This is a genomic window from Paenibacillus tianjinensis, assembly GCF_017086365.1.
In the GTDB taxonomy this organism is placed as follows: domain Bacteria; phylum Bacillota; class Bacilli; order Paenibacillales; family Paenibacillaceae; genus Paenibacillus_AQ; species Paenibacillus_AQ tianjinensis.
The window spans coordinates 1,755,360-1,777,080 of record NZ_CP070969.1 but is presented as its reverse complement, the minus strand read 5'-3'; the positions used below and the strand labels follow the sequence as shown (position 1 = coordinate 1,777,080).

Below are 21,721 nucleotides of genomic sequence, written 5' to 3'. Positions count from 1 at the left end.
TAAACATTTGGCAAAACAAACGACATCATTCCATCGATTCAACCGGAAGCCCCGCACTTTTCCCCAAAAGGAAAGCCGCAGCGAATCTCGGTTTCTAAATGGATTCGCTGCGGCTTTGCACAATTCCTGCTACTTTCTTAATTCTGCACCAAAAGTTTGCTGAAGTGCAGCAACTACCTTTTCATGCACTTCTGAGACTTCTTCATCGGTCAGTGTATGTTCCGTATGGCGGTACAGCAGCGAGATGGCCACGCTTTTCTTCCCGCTTTCCATCTTACCGCCGGTATAGACGTCGAATACCTGCACATTCTGCAGCAGCGTTCCCCCGTTTTCACGGATCGATGTCAGCAGATTTCCCGCAGGGACGGCAGAATCTACAACAACAGCGATGTCCCGTTCCATTCCCGGGAAGCGCTGCAGTTCACTGTACTGCAGGCTGATCCGGGCACTGTCATACAGCGGCTGCAGCAGCAGCTCAGCTACATAAGTATCCTCCAGATCCAGCTTGCGCTGAAGCTCCGGATGAAGCTGGCCCATCGTCCCGATTTTTGTACGGCCATCTTCTTCCACCAGATAGATGGAAGCGGAACGGCCCGGATGATAGTCTTGAGGAGCATCACCTTCATAGACTACACGTCCGGTTAGTCCCAGGTAGGCAAATACACTTTCCAGGGCGCCTTTGAGGTCGAAGAAGTCCACAGGCTCCGCAGTCATGTTCCACTGCTTGGCGGTCCGGCTTCCGCTCAGCAGCAGTCCCAGTACCGGAAGCTCCCGGGGCTGGCGGGTAAGCTGCTCTTCATCGGTGAAGAATACATTACCGATCTCGAACAAGGCCAGATCACTCTGCCGGCGGTTCGTATTATACAGGGCAATATCCAGCAGCTGCGGCAGCAGGCTGGTACGCAGCACACTGCGTTCTTCGCTCATCGGCATAGCCAGCTTCACAGGCAGGCTGCCTTCCGAGAACGCAGGGAACAGCTTGCTCTGCTCCGGCTGAATGAAGGAATAGCCCATCACTTCCTGATAGCCGCCAAGCGCGAGCATCCGGCGCAGTTCACGGCGCACGGACTGTTTTCTGGTCAGTGCACCCGGAGTCGTAACTCCTTCAATCAATGTTGTCGGAATGTTGTCGTACCCGTACAGGCGGGCGATCTCTTCAATCAGGTCTACATCGTAGCTGATATCTCCGCGCCGGGATGGTACCTGCACCTCTACAACGCCTTGAGCCGCATCCCCGCATTTGAAGCGGAGGCGTCCGAAGAGTGTCTTCACTTCCAGAAGCGACAGCTCCGTACCGAGGTAGTTGTTCAGCTTCTCAAGGGACAAAGTCAGAACCTTATCCGGAACAGCATCGCTGCCTGCCTGCACAATACCTTCATGTACGGAACCGCCGGCATAGCGGGCAATCAAGGCAGCGGCACGGTTGAGTGCAGGAATCACTGCCTTCGGGTCCACCTGCTTCTCGAACCGCAGAGAAGCTTCGGAACGCAGGCCCAGCTGGCGCGAAGTCTTGCGGACGGTGCCGCCATCAAATTTGGCCGATTCGAGCACGATATTAACGGTTTCTCCCGTTACTTCGGTAGCGAGTCCGCCCATAACTCCCGCCAAAGCTACAGCCTTCACGCCGTCAGCAATGACAAGCATTTGCGGCTCCAGCTTGCGCTCCTGGCCGTCAAGCGTAGTCAGCACTTCGCCTTCACGGGCAAAGCGCACTCCCAGCACGTCGCCCTCCACTTGATCACCGTCAAACGCATGCAGCGGCTGGCCGTATTCAAGCATTACATAGTTGGTGATATCCACGATATTATTGATCGGACGTACACCTGCAGCCATCAGACGGTTCTGAATCCAGAGCGGTGACGGAGCTGGCTTTACTCCCGAGATATAGCGCACTGCATAATGGCTGCAGAAGGCCTCATCTTCAATCTTAACCGAAATCGAGTCTGCAGCGGTTCCGCCGGCCTCTACCAGTTCCGCAGCCGGGTCAGGCAGATTGAGGTCGCGTCCCAGAATCGCACTGACTTCATAAGCCGCACCGATCATGCTGAGACAGTCGGAACGGTTAGGTGTCAGGTCAAACTCCAGGATCTCATCATTCAGTCCCAGCACCTTCGTGATATCCTGGCCTACCTCTGTGTTCTCAGGCAATACGAGAATGCCTTCCTGGAGTTCTTTCGGCAGCAGCTTGTCGTTCAGACCCAGCTCTTTGGCTGAACAGATCATGCCCTGCGATAAGACGCCGCGCAGCTTGGCTTTCTTGATCTCCAGACCCGGCAGCTTAGCACCAACCAGAGCAACGGGAACCTTCTGGCCCGCAGCCACGTTCTTCGCTCCGCAGACAATCTGCAGGTCTTCGCCTTGTCCGGCATCTACGATACACACGTTCAGCTTGTCGGCATCCGGGTGTTTTTCTTTCGATTTCACATATCCGGTTACAATCCCGGACAGTCCTTTGTTGCGGCGCTCGACACCATCGATCTCGATGCCTGCGGTGGTGATTTTGTCCGCCAGTTCTTCAGCGGTTACTCCCTCTAGGGATATATAATCGGCTAGCCATCCGGTTGATACTTTCATGTCCGCTCACTTCCTTTTGTTTCAGATGTATTTATCTACCTGCCGGTTTTGCTTGCTGCATGTAAAAGACTGCGAATGGATCTTCTGACCCCCATTTAAAATCCCTGTTCATAGTTTCCCTGCAGAGAATGTTTGGACTTCCGGCCGCTGTTGTCTCCAGATTTCCTCATTTGAACCGCTTATATAGATTGAACTAGTAGCTTTTCTATTTTAGGATTAGCCGTGACTCCAGAGAATGTTTGGACTTCCGGCCGCTGTTGTCTTCAGATTTCTTGATTTGAACCGCTATTAGCGGTAGAAATCCGAAAGACAAAGGCGGACGCTAACGCTCCTCCAGTTCCAAAATTCTCCTCCGCCACTTTTTCCTAATCGTATATTTTCTAGTTCAATCTATATAGCAATCGAAATCCGAAGACAAAGGCGGACGCTGGCGCTCCTACAGTTCCAAAATTCCCCTCTGGTCATTCCTATACAGTAATAATCATAAAAGTTAAATCGGCACTCCGTGTGCTTTCCGAAATCCTTCAACACCAGCCAGCGAACCCGCCAAAAATCTAAATCCCCTTGAACTGCTTCACAAAGCCCATATCGTTGGTGTAGAAATAACGGATATCATCGATTCCGTACTTCAGCATTGCGATCCGCTCCACGCCCATACCGAAGGCAAAGCCGCTGTATTTCTCCGGATCATAACCGCCCATTCTCAGTACATTCGGATGCACCATGCCTGCGCCGAGAATTTCCAGCCAGCCGCTCTGCTTGCACAGACGGCAGCCGTCGCCGCCGCATTTGAAGCAGCTGACATCCACCTCAACGCTCGGCTCTGTGAACGGGAAGAAGCTGGGACGAAGACGGATGCCCGTGCTTGGCCCGAACATTTCTTTGACGAACTGGTTCAGCGTGCCTTTGAGGTCGCTCATGCGGATATTGCTGCCGATGACCAGGCCTTCAATCTGATGGAACTGGAAGGAGTGGGTCGCATCATCATCATCGCGGCGGTAGACTTTGCCCGGACAGATGATTTTGACCGGAACTTCTCCGTTCATCGCCTGCATCGTACGGACCTGCACCGGAGAGGTTTGGGTACGCATTAGCAGATCATCTGTTAAGTAGAAGGAATCCTGCATGTCGCGCGCCGGATGGTCCTTCGGCAGATTAAGTGCTTCAAAGTTATAATAATCTGTCTCTACCTCGGGTCCCTCAGCGACCTTGTAGCCCATCCCGATGAAGATATCCTCGATCTCCTGGACAACCCGGTTCAGAGGATGAATTCCGCCCTGGGGCAAACTGCGCCCCGGCAGTGTAACGTCCACTTTCTCCGCCTGCAGGCGGCCCAGTGTCTCCTGCTGCTGGAAGGCCTCCTGCTTCGTGCTGATAATCTCTTCAATGGCGCTGCGCACCAGATTCGCTACCTGGCCGATCACCGGGCGCTCCTCTGCGCTGAGTCCTCCCATTCCACGCAGAACCTCAGTCAGCTCGCCTTTTTTGCCCAGGTATTTCACGCGTAAATCATTCAGAACCTGCGGATCGGTAACCTCCTGCAGCTTAGCCAAGGCCTCGACCTTCAATGCTTCCAGCTTTTCTTTCATGGCATGCACTGCCCCCTTCAATATCGTAGTGTACAACAAAAAAAGGCCTTTCCTCCCGGTAAGGGACGAAAAGACCGTGGTACCACCCTTGTTAGACAGGCTGCACCGGATCCCTTAAGAGTGGTATTCCCTCTTGCGGTACGGCAAAGACATGTCTCACTTTAACAGATATAACGGTCTGCGGCCGGTTTCCCCTACTTGAATTAAACATTCAGGGAACTGCTCCGGAGTGAACTTCGGCAGCTCTGCTCTCTTAGAAACGCTCTCAATCTCCGGCGTCTCCTCCCTGTAAGCCAGGCACTGCGTACTCGTCTCCATCACTGCATTTCAGATCATAAGAACTCAATATCTTACATCATTAGTTTCAGAAGATATGTCTTCACATTATACGCAGAAAACGCCAGTTTGACAAGCGGATCCGATTTTAGGCTAATTTTATCTGTTTTTAATCTTCCTTTAAGATTCAGCCTGGGTTTACGGAATTTTTTTCAGCTAACGTTCAGCGGCGCTTGATATTTTTCCTTATTAGGAAGGCCTGGCTATCTTATTTTCCGGATGGATTTTGGATCGTAGAGGTTTTTTAAACAGGGAGGGAAATTCATGCACAAACGAAGAAAGTCTTATGTTCTGTTATTACTCAGCACATTTGCCGTAAGTCAGATCCCGGGATATGCCGGAACTGCGGCCTATGCGGCTTCATCGGGGGGAACTGCTGCCACAGTAGCGGCCTACGCCACGGAAATCTCGACACTTGCCAAGCTCAGCTCCATGAATCTCGGGGCATCACTCAGCGTGAAGCTCAGCGATCTCGGCGTATTCGCCCAGGACAGCGGAAACATTCTAACCTATACCCTTACTTACACCAATACCTCAAGCACCAGCGCTAATCTGGTCGATTATTTCTCCAAAGTGGTGACATCCGGAGGGAGCATAATTAAGGGGACTCCCGTCTCCGCAGACAGCGCGGTCAAAAAAATCTCCGGCAAAGAAACAAAGAGTATTACATACTACGCTAATATCGGAAAAGCAACTACGGTAAAAGGGCTCAAAATCAGCATGTACGGCTGGAATTTTAGCAGCGCCAACTATGAACAACGCATCGGGACCTTCACAGTTCCAGCTAATTATTCACTGTCTGCGCTTCAGGGGGAGAGCAAAAAGATCGAACTGAACAGCGTTCCCGTGACAAGTCAGGCGGGTTCGCTGCAAATGTACAAATATAACGGCAAAGTCTATGCCAAAGTAGGACTCAGCCTGACGAATCTGGGTACCAAGGTGCTAACTGATCCGGGCTACAGCATGTATCTCAAATCCTTGGGAGGCTCGGTATTCACACTGCTACTAGATGAGAGCAGCTCTGAATATAAGATTCAGCCGCAGGAGAAAAAGACGCTGTATTTCATGACGGAAATTCCTGCCTATATGAACGTTACCAAGATGACCTTGCAGATTGCCAAGCCGGACGAAGGCCTCAAGCTCAATCTTCCGGTCGTTTCCTATGCGCTGCCTGCAGCAGTTACGGCTGACTTCACAGTTGCTGCCGGTGCCATCAAGAAGGTCTCCATCGACAGCAATGTCGTTGACATGCAGCTGAAATCCTCGGCTGTCTATGCAGAGAATGAGAATGGAATCTGGACTTACCAGTTCCGGGTAAAAAATACGGGCAGCAAGGCAGTAACCTTGCCGAACTACGAGCTTTCTGTCAAATCTGCCGAGGGTTATTCCTTCCCGATTACTACAACAGCTTTTAACAGCCTTACACTGAAGCCGCTTGAAGAGAAGCTGATTGAACTCAGCACCAGCATACCGCTTGAGCTGGCGCAGGATAACCTGCAGCTTCAGGTCATTCCTCCAGTCGGCAGTGAAGATTCCAGCAAAATCGTTCTCCCGGCAGCCTACTTCAAAATCCCTTACAAGCTGGAGGGTAATATCCATGTGGCTTCTGAGAGCAGCGTAGCTAATAATTACGGCACTTTCGCCGTTTCCCTGCAGTCTCTGCAGCGTCTGCCCTGGGGCGATGAGGATTTGGTGCAGGCTAAGCTCAGCATCCGAAACAGCACCTCCAAAACGATCACCCTGCCTAAGCTGACCGGTATTTTGAAGGCGGATCTGAACGACCTTACTTCCTCATCACAGGCCGTGGTCGACAACGATGTCTCCATCCTTGCTCCGGGGGAAAGTGCACAGGTCACTGTGCTGGCCCATGTACCATATACTCTGGATTACAGCCAGACGAAAATTATTCTGCAGGAACCATCCGGACCATTCCTTACCTTAAGTACAACTGACGGAGCTGTAACGAGCCTTCCCCCGCTTGCCGCAGGCTCAGCCATCAAAATCACGACAACCGGCAAAAAAGCAAGCATCCAGGAACGTCTAACCACCGTGTATACCGGCAGCAGCTCCAAGACCGTATACAGTGAAGTGGAAATGAACAGCTCAGAAACCCGCCAGACGAATCTGACCAGGCTGTATGCAATATTCAGAACTGCGGATGGACAGTCTTTTGAAGCCACCGTCAACCAGTCGGAACTGCCGACTGGAGCATCCGGCAAAACACTAGTCACCTTTTGGGCCAATATTCCAACCGCGGTGGATACCTCCGCCCTTCAGCTGTACATCGGACAGGGAGTGGCAGGCGGCAAGCTGACTACAGCCGGAACGGCAGCAACCGGATATGTGAATACCAATGCCCTGTCCTTGAATGTCAAGACGGTAACCGCTCAGACCAATCTGGCAAGCGGGGTTTCCATGTTCCCTTACTTCCTTGCGGTTAACAGCTCAGCGGGCAGCATGGTCGCAGGCAGCAGCAATCTTACACTGTCATTTAATTATAGCCTGACTCAGGATTCTACTTATCAGACCGGCACTTACGGCCACAAGCTGGTTCTGCGCTTCGTTGATCCTTTTGGCCAATTCTATGAAAAAGCACTGTCCCTTGGCAGCGACCTGGTTGTCGGAAGTAACGGCCAGTACTCAACGACGATCGCAAGCTCCCTGTTCCAAACCCTGAGTGGCGGAAGTTACAGCCTTACGCTCTACGATGAATTCCAGGGCCAGCGTATGGAGCTGGGCAGTCAGGTCTATTACATTACAGTAACAAAACCGGCCACCACCACTGATGACAAAGATACAGATACGAAAACAGACAGCAGCGATACCGCAACAGACAGCGCATCTTAATTTTTGAGGTTAAATCAAGTCTTTATATTGAGCAAGATGGAGGATCGGAATGAAAAAGAAAAAAACAGTAATTATCGCTTCAAGTATCGTTGTCTTGGCAGTTGCAGGTATCTTGACTTATGTGCTGTGGCCGGACAGCAGCAAGGAGGCTAGTGCGGCTCCGCTGAACACAGCGGTTGTTGCAAAGGGCAATATTCTAAATAGTGTTTCGGGCTCAGGCTCCGTATCTGCTATTAATACTGAAAGCATCCGTACCAAAGAAGCCGGAGAAGTCGATCAGGTAATGGTTGCCAAAGGCGATGTCGTCAAAAAAGGAGATGTGCTGATTACCTTTGTGCCGAATGATCTAAGCGACAAGATGAAAGAAGCCGAAAAAACATTGGCCAATCTGAAGACCACCCTGGAAGATAAACAGGAGAATTACAAAACCCTGGCTATGAACAATGCTACAGAGGATGAGCTGGCATCGGCAAAAACAGCGATTGAAAAAGCGCAAAGCGATATAGCCGACCAGCAGGATTCCATTGCTACGATTGAAGAGGATATGCTTCCTCCCGATCCGTTAACCGCCCCGATTGACGGTACAATTACAGCCGTAAATATCACTGACGGCGAACAGGCGCAAAATGGCTCTGAGCTGTTTACAATGACCGATTATGTGAATCTGAGCGTAACAGTTCAAGTAGATGAATTGGATATCCCGAATATCAAGCTTGGGCAGACGGCTGCAATTACGCTGGACGCCCTTGAAGATCAGGAATTTGAGGGTAAGGTTATCGATATCGCCAAGGAAGGAACTTCCTCCAACGGTGTCTCCCTCTTTGATGTTACTGTAGGGCTGAATGATTCGACAAGCGTACTTGTCGGAATGTCAGCAGAGGTAGCCATCACGATTGAAAAGAAAAACGATGTGTTGACCGTACCTATTGAAGCTGTTTCTGAAATCAATGGAAAACACTACGTTAACGTGCCCTCAACCACTGAAGACACCAGTGCAACTGGCACAGATAGCGCAGCAGCCCAAGCTCCTGCTGACAGGCAAGCTCCGGGCGGTGAAGTTCCTAGCGGCGATGCCGCAGAAGGACAGCCTCCGGGAAATAAAGCCCCTAGCGGCGATGCTGCAGAAGGGCAGGCTGCGGGTGACGGTTCTGCCGGCGGCTGGCAAGACCGCAGCGGGCTTCCCAGAGGCGGCTCCTTCCCGGATGGTGCGCCTGGCGGCGGGTTCCCTGGAGGGGGCCGGAGCGGCACCGGCACGGCATCCGGCCAGAAGAGAGTAGAAGTCACTGTCGGTATTCATGATGAGAGCAATATCGAAATTGTCAGCGGACTTTCCGAAGGTGATGAAGTTATCATTCCGACTGTGATCAGCACAGGCTCCTCCTCTTCCGCTCAGACCCAGATGAACCCAATGGGCGGTATGGGCGGATTCGGTACCGGCGGTTTCAGCACGGGCGGCGGCTTTACCGGCGGACCGCCTTCCGGTGGCGGCACTGGCGGTGGGCGCCAATGAGCAGCAAGCCTCAGCCGCTGATACAAGTTGAGAATATGATTCACAGCTATGTAATGGCCGGAGAGACAATGACCATTCTCAAGGGCCTTAGCTTTACGATTGAGCATGGGGAGTTCGTGGCTATTATCGGTCCCTCCGGCTCCGGTAAATCCACACTCATGAACATGCTTGGATGTCTTGATGTAGCTAATGAAGGGGACTATTATCTGGACGGTCAGGAAATCCGGAAATTGTCCGACAACAAGCTGGCACAGATCCGCAATGAAAAAATCGGCTTCATCTTTCAGAATTTCAATCTGCTGCCAAAGCTTTCCGCGGTAGAAAATGTGGAGCTCCCCCTGATCTACCGGGGGGTTTCCCACCGGGAACGCAGAGAGATTGCCCGCAGTGCACTGATCAGAGTCGGCCTTGAAGAAAGAATAGATCACCGTCCAGCGGAGCTGTCCGGGGGCCAGCAGCAGCGTGTAGCCATCGCCCGGGCTCTTGCCGGCACACCCCCGATCCTGCTGGCTGATGAACCTACCGGCGCTCTTGACTCCAAAACCGGGAAAGAAGTCCTGCAGATGATCAAGGAACTGAACGAACAGGGACATACCATCATTCTGATCACGCATGATCTTGAAATTGCTGAACAAGCGAAACGGATTATCCGCATTCAGGATGGAAATCTCGTCGAGGATCGGAGGATTGCCAGATAATGATGCTATATCAAAGCATGAAAATGGCCTTTAAGAGCATACTCAGCAGTAAAATCAGAGCTTTCCTGACCATGCTCGGGATCATTATCGGTGTTTCTTCTGTCATTACGCTTGTCTCTGTGGGCCAAGGAACCACTTCACAAATTACGGAATCGTTAAGTTCACTGGGTACCAACCAATTGACCGTTAACATTATGGGGCGCGGAGCGACAACCTCTCTGACGTTTGAAGAAGCGTTGGCGCTTGGCGAAATCGATGGCGTTGAGAACGTCTCTCCTGTAATCAGCGGCAATGTCACTGCCAAGCATGGAACTGAGAATGTTTCTGTTTCCGTCGAAGGAATCATTCCCGCGTACGAGGAGGTTCAGGATTTCCATGTACAGTCCGGACGTTTCCTCCTGGATATTGATACTGAGTACCGTCAGAAGGTCGCGCTGATTGGTACGGACACCGCTGAGGATCTGTTTGGTACGGATAGCCCTGTCGGTGAAAAAGTTCAGCTTAACGGAGCCAGCTACAAAATTGTTGGATTACTGGAGAGCAAAGGCAGCACCAGCGGGGGCTCCAGTGATGAGAAAATCCTGATTCCGATCTCTACGGCTGAACGTTTCCTGCAGAGTAAAGGGGTCCGATCCATTACGATCACTACGACCTCCAATGACAATGTCGAGGATGTCAAAACAAAGCTGGAGTCGGCCCTGGATGCCAAGTTCAGCAGTGCAGAAAATTCCTATTCCGTTTTTGATTCCCAGGAAATGCTTGAGACGGTGAATGAGACCAGCAATACGCTTTCACTGGCACTAGGTGGAATCGCCGGTATTTCCCTGTTTGTCGGCGGAATAGGCATCATGAACATTATGATTGTCTCCGTGAATGAGCGGACAAGAGAAATCGGGATCCGCAAAGCGATTGGGGCTAAGAAAATAAACATTCTGATGCAGTTTATGATCGAGTCTGTCGTTCTAAGCGGTGTTGGCGGTCTAATCGGTGTTGGCTTAGGCCTCGGAGCCAGCTGGGCCGTCGGAAATTACACCACAATGAATGTGGCAACATCCTGGAATATGGTCCTGATCTCCTTTTCATTCTCTTTGATCATCGGTGTAGTCTTCGGGATGATTCCTGCAAACAAAGCGGCTCGAATGCGCCCTATTTACGCGCTCAGGAGTGAATAACGAATCCGATCATTGTAATGTAAATCCGCAATTCTCCAATCCGGAGATTTGCGGATTTTTTTATATGCTGTCTGGGGTATCGTTCACAGAAAAGTTGGGTAATAGGACTTAAGGGCTGGAATATAAATAATTTGCAGGGTTTAATACATAATTTTCAGGTATGTTGTAAGATATGTCTACATCCTCCTTCTGCCTCGTATGCTGACCCGGAATACCGGGAATCGCAGCATCCCGGCCCTCGAACGGTGACGTGGCTGTTCAAAGACATAGATAACAATTCCACCCTAAGCAGTACAAGCGGGAAATCCTAGACAGATGGGCAGAATCGTGAATAGTAACGGAAGCTTTGCTTTCCTGTAACTTTTGAATGACCCTCCTCTAGCTCTGAAGGGCCAAGCTCCGCAGTGGATCCGTACCGCATGTTTCTTGCACACAGCAATGACGTTTCTCAAAGTTTGATGCGGGGAGAGGATGACAGTGGCCGGTTTATCCGATATTAAAAGCACACGCAGATTAATTCTTGTCTTTGCTGCTATCTCAATTCTTCTGGTAGTGATCAGCATCGCTTCCTTACTGTATCTGAATTCAACAATTAACAGACTCTCAGATTCTTTATACAGCGATGTTTATCAGAACTCGGAGCTGATTCTGAATGCTGACCGGGATCTCTACCAGGGGGCAGTCGCACTCCATGGCGCGATGAATCCGGATGTTTCGGGTGAGCAGCTTAGTCTGTTCGCGCAAGATTTTGAAGACAATAACACACAAATCAAGCAGCGTCTTAACATGGCCAGCTACAATATCAGCGCTTTGCAGAATCCTCATAAGGGAATGAAGCAGAGCGAACTGCTGCTCAGTGAATTAAACGAGAAGCTGGTAAACTTCGATAGCGCCTTCAAGCTGTGGAAAGAAACCGGGAGGGACCTTATTTCCCGGCGGGTGCAAGGCGATTGGAATCCGGAGGCATTCTCAGCGGAGCTTATCAATACCCGGCTGAATGAAACGCGCAGTAATCTGGACCAGGCGGAGAATCTGATCGACAACTATGCCCAGCAGATCACCGTGGAATTTAGCGAGAAGAAGAGCACTTTATTCGCCGTATACTCGCTTTTATTGTTCATGTTAATCATGGTCATTATTTATCTCAGCCGCAGGCTGATCGCGATGCAGAAGGAAATGCTGGAGGAGAAATCGCTTTACCAGATCATCGGGGAGACCATGTCGGACTTTATTATTTTGACCGATCCGAACGGTCTGATCCTGTATGCTTCGCCTTCACATGCAAGTGTGCTTGGCTATATTCCGGAGAAAGGTGCACCGCTATCCAACTATATCCGTGAAGCGGAGATTACCTGGGCGAAGCTGAAGAGCGCCGTACAGGGGACATCACGTATTTCAGAGCTGCGTATGCGTTCCTCGAAAGGAAACTGGGTATGGCTGGAGACCAAAGTCTCGCCCATCAGCGGTAACAAGGTGTTCCCGGCCCAGTTCATGCTCATTTCACGCGAGATTACACAGCGTAAGCAATATGAAGAACGGCTGCACAAGCTGGCCTTCTATGACCATCTAACAGCTATTCCGAACCGGGCTCACTTTAAAATGTACATGGAGAATCTCATTAACCAGCCGGAAGAACGCAGACAGGATATAGCGCTGGCGCTGCTCGATTGCGACCGGTTCAAGCAGCTGAATGACACCCTTGGCCATTTGGCCGGCGATGAATTCCTGCAGCTGCTCTCCCGTGAACTGCAGCAGACCGTTAAAGGCTCCGGCCAGGCCTTCCGTATAGGCGGCGACGAATTTGCAGTGGTGCTTCACCGGTTCACAAGTCCAGAGATGCTGGATGAGATACTGGAACGGCTCCTGCAGTTGTTTAATAAGACCTGGTCCGTCAACAAAGGGTCCAGCTTCCACACCTCGGCCAGCATCGGAGTAGCCCTGTATCCACAGCATGGAGGCAGCATCAATGAACTGCTGCGGGCAGCTGACCTGGCGATGTACCGCTCCAAGAATCACGGCGGTAACGAGGCCAATATGTATAATGAGCAGGTGGATGAGGAATTCTCGGATCAATCCAAATAAAATATAATAAATACCAACCTATATATGATGCAAAGAGGCTGTGCACCCTTTAAGGGAAAGCACAGCCTCTTGCTTTTGTATCTTCAACTTCAGTATCGATTTTAACTGGTCAGCTGCAGCGGTCCATCCGCATCGCCCTCGTCCATCTGCTGCCGGTCCTTGACCAGAACCTTAATCAGCTCTTCACTGCCGGAGCAATCAATGAACCGGTCACCGCCTGCTTCCTTCTCTTCCCAATCATTAAGCCGCAAAATATAGCCGACTGATTCCGTACCCGGAACCACCTCAATCCTTGCTACTGCGCGTCCATTCTCCATTTGCCGGAAATCACATTGCCCATCCTGGATACCTGTACCCCAGACCCAAAGATTCCAGCCTCTGTAATCGCCGTCCGGACGGTCATAATGGACCTCAATGATTTTGGCTCTGGGTGCAGGCTCACCATATCCATCATACAGCACCATCATTGACAGCCCTTCCAGCTGTACTTCATGACCTGTAACGATGCGGAACGCCTCTGTTCCGGCGTAAGTATGGTCCACCACTACGTTCCAGCAGTCCGCGGAATCAGGAAGACTCTGCGTGGCCGGCCCCGGATTGGCATTGAATATGACTACAATGTTGTTCCACACGTCACCGCCCGCATTATCCTTCAGCATATAAGCAACTACACCGCTATCACAGCGGAGGAATTCCAGCGAACGTTCAATTTCCTGGCGCCCATGCAGACGGAAGGCAGGGTGCGTGCGGCGCAGCTCAATCAGACCCTTGTAATACTGGAAGACAGGCATAAATGTCTGTTTATTCTCCCAGCGTATGGCATTGATGGCATCAGGGCTGCGGTAGCTGTTATGATCACCGTATTTGCTGCGCAGAATTTCATCCCCGGCATGCAGAAAAGGAATGCCCTGAGAGGTCAGAATCAGACCATTGGCCAGCAAGGAGCGGCGCACGGTCTCATTGCCTAAAATATTGTGCTGATCGATGCCGAAATACGGGTTCGCTGCACGGACTGCCTCCTCAACGTCTCCGCCGCCTCTCAGCCCTCCGTTGTCCAGCTCCGGCAGATTAGCCGCCTGCCGTAAGCCCTGCGACGCAAGCACCTTATCCCAGAGATTTAAATTATCATGAGCGGTCACATAATTGACCGTCTCCAACGGCGAGTCGGTAAATTCATGGATCGCGCCTTTAATACCGGATGCCACCGCACCTTCCTTGCCGTATTCACCGGTTACGAATCCTTTGCCCCATCCGTCACTGTCACCTTTGATCGCCGAACGGAAATTATCGTTAAATACAGCATAGCCTTTGCCGCGCTGTACACCTTTGAGGGTCTTGGCAGCCAGCGGCGAATCTCCGCCTGTCCAGGGTTCCCCGTAAATCAGCAGGTTCGGATTGATATTAAGCCGTAATTCCTCGGTGATCTCGCGGATCGTTACACTGTCCATCAGACCCATCAGATCGAAGCGGAACCCGTCAATATGATACTCTGAGGCCCAGTAAGCCAGGGAATCCTTGATATATTTGCGGACCATCGGCCGCTCCGTGGCAATTTCATTGCCTACGCCGGAACCGTTGGACAATCTGCCTAAATAATCATGGCGGTAGAAATAATCAGGAATCAGCGGCTCAAATGGCCCCTTTTCCACCGAATAGGTATGGTTATACACGACATCCATAATCACAGCGATCCCTTTGCTGTGCAGCGCCTGCACCATTTCTTTAAACTCGCGGATGCGGGTCCCCGGGTCATTCGGATTCGTGCTGTAAGAGCCCTCCGGAACGTTATAATGCTGCGGGTCATAACCCCAGTTATACTCCGTATGATACTCCGCACGGGAAGCCTCACCGGCTGCCTTCAGTTCATCTACAGTCTGAAAATCAAATACCGGCAGCAAATGCACATGAGTAATTCCAAGTTCAGCCAAATGGTCTATCCCCAGCGCATTTCCGTCTTTATCCGTAAGACCGGTTTCGGTAAACGCCTTAAATTTGCCTTTGTTCAGCATGCCGGAGCTCTCATGGGCCGAGAAATCCCGCACATGCAGCTCATAGATTACAGCATCGGCAGGGTGCTGCAGCTGCGGAGACTTATCCGCGTCCCAAGCCACCGGATCCGTATCCCGCAAATCTACTATCGCTGAACGTACGCCATTCGCAGAAACAGCGGTTGCATAAGGATCGGCGGCTTCGTGCATCGTTCCATCTTCAAATACGGCGCGGTACATATAATATTTGCCCTTCAGATTACCGGAAAGCCGTGCCTGCCAAACCCCGCCAGCCTCACGCTGCATAGGAATGATCCTTCCGCTGTCCCTGCTATTAAGGAATGAGTTGGCACTACCGTTCCCTCCGGTTTCATACAACACAAGCGATACGGTAAAGGCCGACGGCACCCATACTTTGAATTGGCTATATTCTGCCGTATAGGTTAAGCCAAGGTCTTTCCCTTCATAGGTTTCTAATTCGGTCTCTGCATTTATATAATTGCTGCTCATACATTATCACCATCCTACTGTTCACCGTGAAAAACGCCGGAAAACGGATCTGCTTACTTAATTCCAACTATTTCCACATCATTCATAAATAATACTTGCACCTTTTTGCAAGTGAGTTGCATCGAGTCTCTTTACTCTGGATTCAACCAAATAACTTGGCTCAAAATAGTATATGTAACACTATGTTCACAGGTTTGGGTCCAACAGCCTATTCTGCATCCTACACTTCATATATCGGCAGGTACGAGTTCACACTTAAGCTAATAAAGGGAAAGTTGCTATTCTAACGAAAGTATAACCCGCTATGGCTCAAACAGCCACTGTAAATTGATGTATGTCTGATTTCAGATGCCATAAAAAAAGCCAGCCTCCTGTTAGGAGACCGGCATAGAGTAGTTGGAAAAGTGAACTTGCCAAAACGGATCTTGCTCTTGAACCGAATTACTGTACGCTGCTCTGCACAAGTGCAGCAACTTCCTCGGCAGTGCCGAGCTGCAGCGCCTTAGCCGCCATTTCCTTCATGTCCGCAGCGGACAGCTTGGATATCTGGCTGCGTGCCGGCAGGATGGAAGTAGCGCTCATGCTGAATTCATCAAGACCCAGTCCAAGCAGCAGTGGAATCGCGGTGGAGTCACCAGCCATTTCACCGCACATGCCGGTCCATTTGCCTTCAGCATGTGCCGCGTCGATCACGATTTTGACCAGACGCAGGATCGCCGGGTTGTATGGCTGGTACAGGTACGATACCTGTTCATTCATACGGTCGGCAGCCATTGTATATTGAATAAGGTCATTTGTTCCGATACTGAAGAAATCAACTTCCTTGGCGAACTGGTCAGCCAGTACAGCGGTAGAAGGAATCTCAACCATGATGCCCAGCTGGATATTGTCGGAGACTTCCTTGCCTTCTTCACGCAGCTTCGCTTTTTCCTCAAGAAGGAGGTCGCGGGCTGCACGGAATTCACCCAGTGTGGCAATCATCGGGAACATGATCCGCAGATCGCCGTGGGCACTTGCTCTCAGCAAAGCGCGCAGCTGGGTGCGGAAAATATCCTGACGGTCCAGACACAGGCGGATAGCACGGAAGCCGAGGAACGGGTTCATTTCCTTCGGAAGCTCCAGATAAGGCAGCTCCTTGTCGCCGCCGATATCCAGTGTGCGCACAACAACCGGTTTGCCATTCATGTTCTCGAGTACAGTACGGTAAGCGTTGTATTGAACTTCTTCAGAAGGCAGCTTATCGCGGCCCATGTAAAGGAATTCCGTACGGTACAGGCCTACGCCCTCGCCGCCGTTCTCAATTACACCTGTCACATCATTAGGTGTACCAATATTGGCAGCCAGCTCTACATGCTTGCCGTCAGCAGATACGGTTGCTTCATCGCGGAGCTTCTTCCACTCTGCAATCTGCAGATCGTAGGCTTCCTGCTTCGCTTTATACTCTGCCACTTCAGCATCGCTAGGGTTAATCAGGACATCGCCGCTCAAACCGTCGACAATAACCAGATCGCCTGCTTTAACCAGGGACAGTACGTTTTTGGTGCCGACAACAGCCGGAATTTCCAAAGAACGGGCCATAATCGCCGAGTGGGAAGTACGTCCACCAATATTCGTTGTGAAACCTTTAACGAATTTGCGGTTCAGCTGTGCTGTATCAGATGGAGTCAGATCCAGCGCAATAACGATAACTTCTTCATTGATCTCTGCAGGACTCACGTAATGAATACCGAGCAGATGGTTCAGTACGCGCTTGGTTACATCGCGCATGTCGGCGGCGCGCTCCTGCAGGTACGCGCTTTTCATATTCTCAAACATTTCTACGAATTGCGTAGCAACTTCATTCAAAGCGTAGTCTGCATTAACCGCTTCTTCACGGATTTTATCCATTACGGGGCTGATCAGCTCAGGGTCTTCAAGAATCAGCAGGTGAGATTCAAAAATCTCCGCTTTCTTCTCGCCAAGCTCAGCAAGTGTACGTTCCTTGATAGCCTGCAGCTCGCCCTTCGATTTCTCCAAGGCAGCTTGCAGTTTGGCCAGTTCGGCTTCCACATCGCTTACCGCAGTCTTCGTAATCGTATAATCCGGATGTTCCAGGATAAATGCACGGGCTACTGCAATACCTGCTGAAGCCGCGATTCCTGAAATTTTACTCATGAATCTCTCCCAGCCCTTCTTTGATCATCACATCTTGCAATGCGCTAAGTGCTTCGGCTTCCTCGCTGCCTTCAGTGATCAGGCTGAGGGTGTCACCTGCTTCAAGACCCAGGGACAATACACCGAGAATGGATTTCAGAGTTACTTTTTTACCTTTTGCTTCTGCAAAGGCTTCTGTACCTTTAAATTTAGTAGCTGTATTTACCAGGGCAGTTGCTGGACGTGCATGAATTCCATCTTCGTCAACAATTTTGAAAGTTTTTTGCATAATAATCCAACTCGCTTTCTGTTCATTTTTTGGTATTGTTGTTAATCGCATATGTTTATAAGTGAGGGCAGCGCCTCCACTAGATTATAATGGATGCGCTGCGCCATTGCACATTTTACTGAATCGTGATGATATCCTTGTCGCCGATAACAACCTTGCCCGGCTTTTTCAGGGTAACTGTAGAACCTTCCGGCAGATTGGAGAAGATGACCGGTGAAATAACGGAAGGCGCATTGGCTTTCACATACTCCAGATCCACTTCCATAATCGGCTGTCCGGCTGCTACCAGATCGCCTTCTTCGACAAGAACCGTAAATCCTTGACCCTTCAGCTTCACTGTATTTACGCCAATGTGTACAAGTACTTCCTTGCCGCCGTCGGACATAATGCCGATTGCATGCTTACTTGGGAATACATTGAATACTTTACCGTATACCGGCGAAGCAATTTTGCCGTCATTGGACAGGAAGGCAAAGCCGTCACCTGTCATTTTTTGCGAGAAGACAGCGTCAGGAACCTGCGTAATATCAAGCAGCTCGCCGTTAACCGGAGATACAATGTCCTCTGGAATGATCGCTGTTCCTTGTTCACCTGCTGCTTTTTCAAGCTCAGGCTGCGGAGCAGCAGGGGCAGGCGCAGGTGTTCTGCCGTTCATAACATCCTGAATCTGCGATTTAATGGTATCGGAACGAGTTCCGAAAATCGCCTGAACGTTGTTTCCGACTTCAAGCACCCCGGAAGCGCCAAGTTTCTTCAGACGGTTCTTATCGACACCCGCTTTATCCTTAACCTCAACCCGGAGACGGGTGATGCAGGCATCCAGATGCGTGATGTTCTCTTTGCCGCCTAGCGCAGCAAGAATGTTGCGCGGCAGATCGTCACCGGTTGTGGAGACGGCTGCGCCATCCGTTTCTTCTGTATCATCAGTCGGATCTTCACGGCCCGGAGTTTTGAGATTGAACTTGCGGATAACGAAGCGGAATCCGAAGTAGTAAATTACAGCAATCACCAGACCTACCGGAATAACCAGCCACCAAGCTGTACGGTTCGGAATAATACCGAACAATACATAGTCGATGAAACCGCCGGAGAAGGTCATCCCGATCTTCACATTCAGAATGTGCATGGTCATAAAGGACAATCCGGCAAAAATCGCATGTACTGCAAACAACAGCGGTGCAACAAACAGGAATGAGAATTCCAGCGGCTCAGTAATCCCTGTCAGGAAGGAAGTGAGCGCTGCAGATACCATCAAGCTTCCGACAACCTTTTTGTGCTCGGGTCTGGCTTCATGGTAAATCGCCAGTGCTGCTGCCGGCAGACCGAACATCATGAACGGATATTTACCGGTAGTGAAGGTACCCGCTGTGAATTCTACACCGTCGCGCAGCTGCTGCATGAAGATCCGCTGGTCCCCGCGGACCAGGTTGCCGGCTTTATCGATGTAGCTTCCAAATTCATACCAGAATGGCGAGTAGAAAATGTGATGCAGACCGAAAGGAATCAATGAACGCTCAATGACCCCGAAAATGAAGGCCGAAAGCGTCAGATTCGTGTTGATCATACTCTGCGACACATAGTTCAGGCCATGCTGGATTGGCGGCCAGATGATCGTCAGTGCAAGACCGAGGATCAATGAGGTTACAGCCGTCATAATCGGCACAAAACGTTTTCCTGCAAAGAAGCCTAAGTACGACGGCAGCTCAATACGGAAGAACCGTTTGTACATAGACGCTGCGAGTATCCCGACGAGGATACCGCCGAACACACCGGTCTGCAGGGTTGGAATCCCCAAGACGCTGGCATAAGCAAAGTCCTGCTTGCTCAGCACCCATTCATTGATTCCAAGCACGGTACCCATGGTCACGTTCATAACCAGGAAACCAATAATCGCTGCAAGTCCGGCTACCCCTTCACCGCCGGCAAGCCCGATGGCTACCCCGACTGCAAACAGGAGTGACAGGTTACTAAAGACAATTTGTCCTGAGTTCATCAACACATTGGCAATGGCTTGAACCACATCGTTTTCCAATGCCGGAACATATTGAAGGAAGTCAGGGTTAACCAGCATGTTGCCGATTCCGAGCAGCAGACCTGCCGCAGGCAGAATTGCTACAGGAAGCATCAGAGCCTTACCGACTCTCTGCAAAACGCCAAACAACTTTTTGAACATTGAGGTCACTTCCTTAATCAAAGTTTCTTCCCAAACAAAACGCCAAAAAAGGCATGAGCAATACAGCATACAGGTTGCCTTCTAACACTAAAGTTAGATTACCCCGACTTAGGGGATTACAACCATAAATACTGTAAATCACTCATGCCTGATCGTATCAGTTACACGTTGGTATTCTGTTCATGGATAACAGGGATCATTGTAGCATCGATAATTCAAAGTTGCAAGCATGATTTTGAATAAAATCATTTTTATACATTAACCCCAAAAAAAGCTTTTGTGGCCTCAGTGTTTACCGCTCTTGCTCCATATCCGCCTCATCCTCTTTCTTCTGAGCCAGGCGCTGCAAATGAATCGTCAGATAGCTTACTTCTGCCGGATATACGGGAATACGGACCCGTTGTTCAATGACTTTGGTCAGCTTCCAGGCCAGCATGTACATTTCCGGATACTCACGCTTCATCAGTCCGTCCAGGGAGGAGGTTTCCCGCACCGTTTCACCGCGGCGCAGCCTTTCCAGCACGAAACGCAGATGGGTGACCAGCCTAGAATAATCCAGCGAATCACGCGGAACACGGTAATTCAAATTATCTTCCACCAGGTTCACTAAATCTCCGATCAGCAGCGAATGCTGCTTCACCTCCGAGATATCCCGGTTGCTGAGCGCACTGACAATATGCAGGGCAACGAAACCAATCTCATCGACCGGCAAAGTTACCGCCATGATCTCGTTAATCCTTCCTATCGCATACTCTGCCAGTCTGTATTCTTCCGGATAAATTTCTTTGGTCTCATACAGAAAAGGATTGTGAATTGCGATATTCTGCTCATTACGGCGAATGGCAAATGAAATATGATCTGTAAGTGCAATATGGATGTGTTCATTGAGCGGCTGACTGCTGCTCTGAATAATATGCAGTACGATTTCCTGCACAACCTCAATGAGCTTCTCGTCTACCTGGGGGACCAGCTGCTTATACTGTTCCTGCTCCTGCTGGTTGCGTAGAATAAACATCTTTTCCACGGAGGACAGATTGATTTTGTCACGGCTTTTACGGTTAAACCCGATTCCCTTGCCAATCACGACAACCTCGGCATATTGGGGGTGCTGGGCAATAATTACATTGTTATTGAGTACCTTGGCCACTGTTATGCTGCCCACTTCTGACACCTCTTTTACTTCTGAATACCTGTTTCTTCGAGCAGCCTGTCTATCATAGCAGCATGTGTAGATTATACTTGAGCTACCATCATAACATCAAGAATCGGTTATTAGAAGAGTACCGGGGTAGCAGTCATTTTACACGGAAGGTTCTTCCTGAATATTTGTAGACCAGGAAAAGGGCAATCACCATATAGGCTGCTGCTGTCAGGAGTACAGTCACGGCGAAATACGCTGGTGTACTCTGGAACTGCATACAAATGATCCCTACCGCCATGATGATGCTGTTGATGATGCTGAAAAACGGATTCTTCACGTTCAGTTCTGTACTGTAGGGCTGGAAGATATAGTACATAAACAAATGATGCACAGAGAAGAACAGTGACAACCCGAGAATCGTTCCGCAGAAAGCAAAGGCTTCCGCCGCACCCCAGGTCTCTCCGGACAATAGAATCAGCAGGTTCAACGCCAGACTGATGGCCGCAGCCGGAATCAGATTAAGCCCGCTGATGCGAAGCAGACGAATGCGGAAATTACGGAGAATAGCCGATCGATCTGATACTACTCTCAAAATTAGCAGCCAGTGCCTAAATACAGAAGAATCAGCACGTCTGCTATTGCAGGAGACGTGCTGATTCATAAGGAGCCTCAGCTGGAG

At 50.3% G+C, this 21,721-nt stretch carries 13 protein-coding genes and 1 other annotated feature; of the genes, 5 read left to right on the top strand and 8 right to left on the bottom strand.

All coding sequences use genetic code 11. From position 1 onward, the window contains the following. Positions 1 to 129 precede the first annotated feature (129 nt). Positions 130 to 2,574, bottom strand: a complete 2,445-nt coding sequence (gene pheT / locus JRJ22_RS07660) for a phenylalanine--tRNA ligase subunit beta (protein ID WP_206103925.1) — start codon at positions 2,572 to 2,574, stop codon at positions 130 to 132. Between the two features lie 554 nt (positions 2,575 to 3,128). Further along, positions 3,129 to 4,163 carry a phenylalanine--tRNA ligase subunit alpha gene (gene pheS / locus JRJ22_RS07655; RefSeq protein ID WP_206103924.1) on the bottom strand — a complete coding sequence of 345 codons (1,035 nt, stop codon included), beginning with the start codon at positions 4,161 to 4,163 and terminating at the stop codon, positions 3,129 to 3,131. A gap of 58 nt (positions 4,164 to 4,221) precedes the next feature. Next, positions 4,222 to 4,493, bottom strand: a binding site (T-box leader). Between the two features lie 270 nt (positions 4,494 to 4,763). On the opposite strand from pheS, the gene JRJ22_RS07650 reads away from it, so the two are divergent. The 5 genes from JRJ22_RS07650 (at position 4,764) to JRJ22_RS07630 (ending at position 12,808) form a co-directional block, all read left to right on the top strand. Then, positions 4,764 to 7,346: a hypothetical protein gene (locus JRJ22_RS07650; protein WP_206103923.1), complete on the top strand. Its 2,583-nt coding sequence runs from the start codon at positions 4,764 to 4,766 to the stop codon at positions 7,344 to 7,346. A 49-nt stretch (positions 7,347 to 7,395) separates the two neighbouring features. Continuing rightward, on the top strand, positions 7,396 to 8,856 hold the full coding sequence (locus JRJ22_RS07645) for an efflux RND transporter periplasmic adaptor subunit (RefSeq protein WP_206103922.1): 1,461 nt from the start codon (positions 7,396 to 7,398) through the stop codon (positions 8,854 to 8,856). Continuing rightward, positions 8,853 to 9,554 carry an ABC transporter ATP-binding protein gene (locus JRJ22_RS07640; RefSeq protein WP_269751875.1) on the top strand — a complete coding sequence of 234 codons (702 nt, stop codon included), beginning with the start codon at positions 8,853 to 8,855 and terminating at the stop codon, positions 9,552 to 9,554. The genes JRJ22_RS07645 and JRJ22_RS07640 overlap by 4 nt, the downstream gene beginning before the upstream one ends. After that, entirely contained in the window at positions 9,554 to 10,726 is a 1,173-nt protein-coding gene (locus JRJ22_RS07635; protein WP_206103921.1) for an ABC transporter permease, read from the top strand. The genes JRJ22_RS07640 and JRJ22_RS07635 overlap by 1 nt, the downstream gene beginning before the upstream one ends. Before the next feature lie 477 nt (positions 10,727 to 11,203). Further along, entirely contained in the window at positions 11,204 to 12,808 is a 1,605-nt protein-coding gene (locus JRJ22_RS07630) for a sensor domain-containing diguanylate cyclase (protein WP_206103920.1), read from the top strand. A gap of 101 nt (positions 12,809 to 12,909) precedes the next feature. Here JRJ22_RS07630 and pulA read toward each other — a convergent pair whose 3' ends face one another. The 6 genes from pulA to JRJ22_RS07600 form a co-directional block, all read right to left on the bottom strand. Beyond that, a complete protein-coding gene (pulA, locus tag JRJ22_RS07625) occupies positions 12,910 to 15,306 on the bottom strand; it encodes a type I pullulanase (protein WP_206103919.1) in 2,397 nt (798 codons plus the stop codon). A gap of 441 nt (positions 15,307 to 15,747) precedes the next feature. After that, the gene (gene ptsP, locus JRJ22_RS07620; protein ID WP_206103918.1) at positions 15,748 to 17,460 is read right to left on the bottom strand and encodes a phosphoenolpyruvate--protein phosphotransferase; all 1,713 of its coding nucleotides are present in this window, start codon (positions 17,458 to 17,460) and stop codon (positions 15,748 to 15,750) included. Next, positions 17,453 to 17,728, bottom strand: coding sequence for an HPr family phosphocarrier protein (locus JRJ22_RS07615; RefSeq protein ID WP_206105029.1), 276 nt, complete (start codon positions 17,726 to 17,728; stop codon positions 17,453 to 17,455). Before JRJ22_RS07615 ends, ptsP begins: the two co-directional genes overlap by 8 nt. A 115-nt stretch (positions 17,729 to 17,843) precedes the next feature. Next, on the bottom strand, positions 17,844 to 19,901 hold the full coding sequence (gene ptsG, locus JRJ22_RS07610; RefSeq protein ID WP_206103917.1) for a glucose-specific PTS transporter subunit IIBC: 2,058 nt from the start codon (positions 19,899 to 19,901) through the stop codon (positions 17,844 to 17,846). 292 nt (positions 19,902 to 20,193) lie between these two features. Further along, positions 20,194 to 21,063, bottom strand: a complete 870-nt coding sequence (gene glcT, locus JRJ22_RS07605; protein WP_206103916.1) for a glucose PTS transporter transcription antiterminator GlcT — start codon at positions 21,061 to 21,063, stop codon at positions 20,194 to 20,196. Between the two features lie 133 nt (positions 21,064 to 21,196). Next, positions 21,197 to 21,703, bottom strand: coding sequence for a hypothetical protein (locus tag JRJ22_RS07600; protein ID WP_206103915.1), 507 nt, complete (start codon positions 21,701 to 21,703; stop codon positions 21,197 to 21,199). Positions 21,704 to 21,721 lie beyond the last annotated feature (18 nt).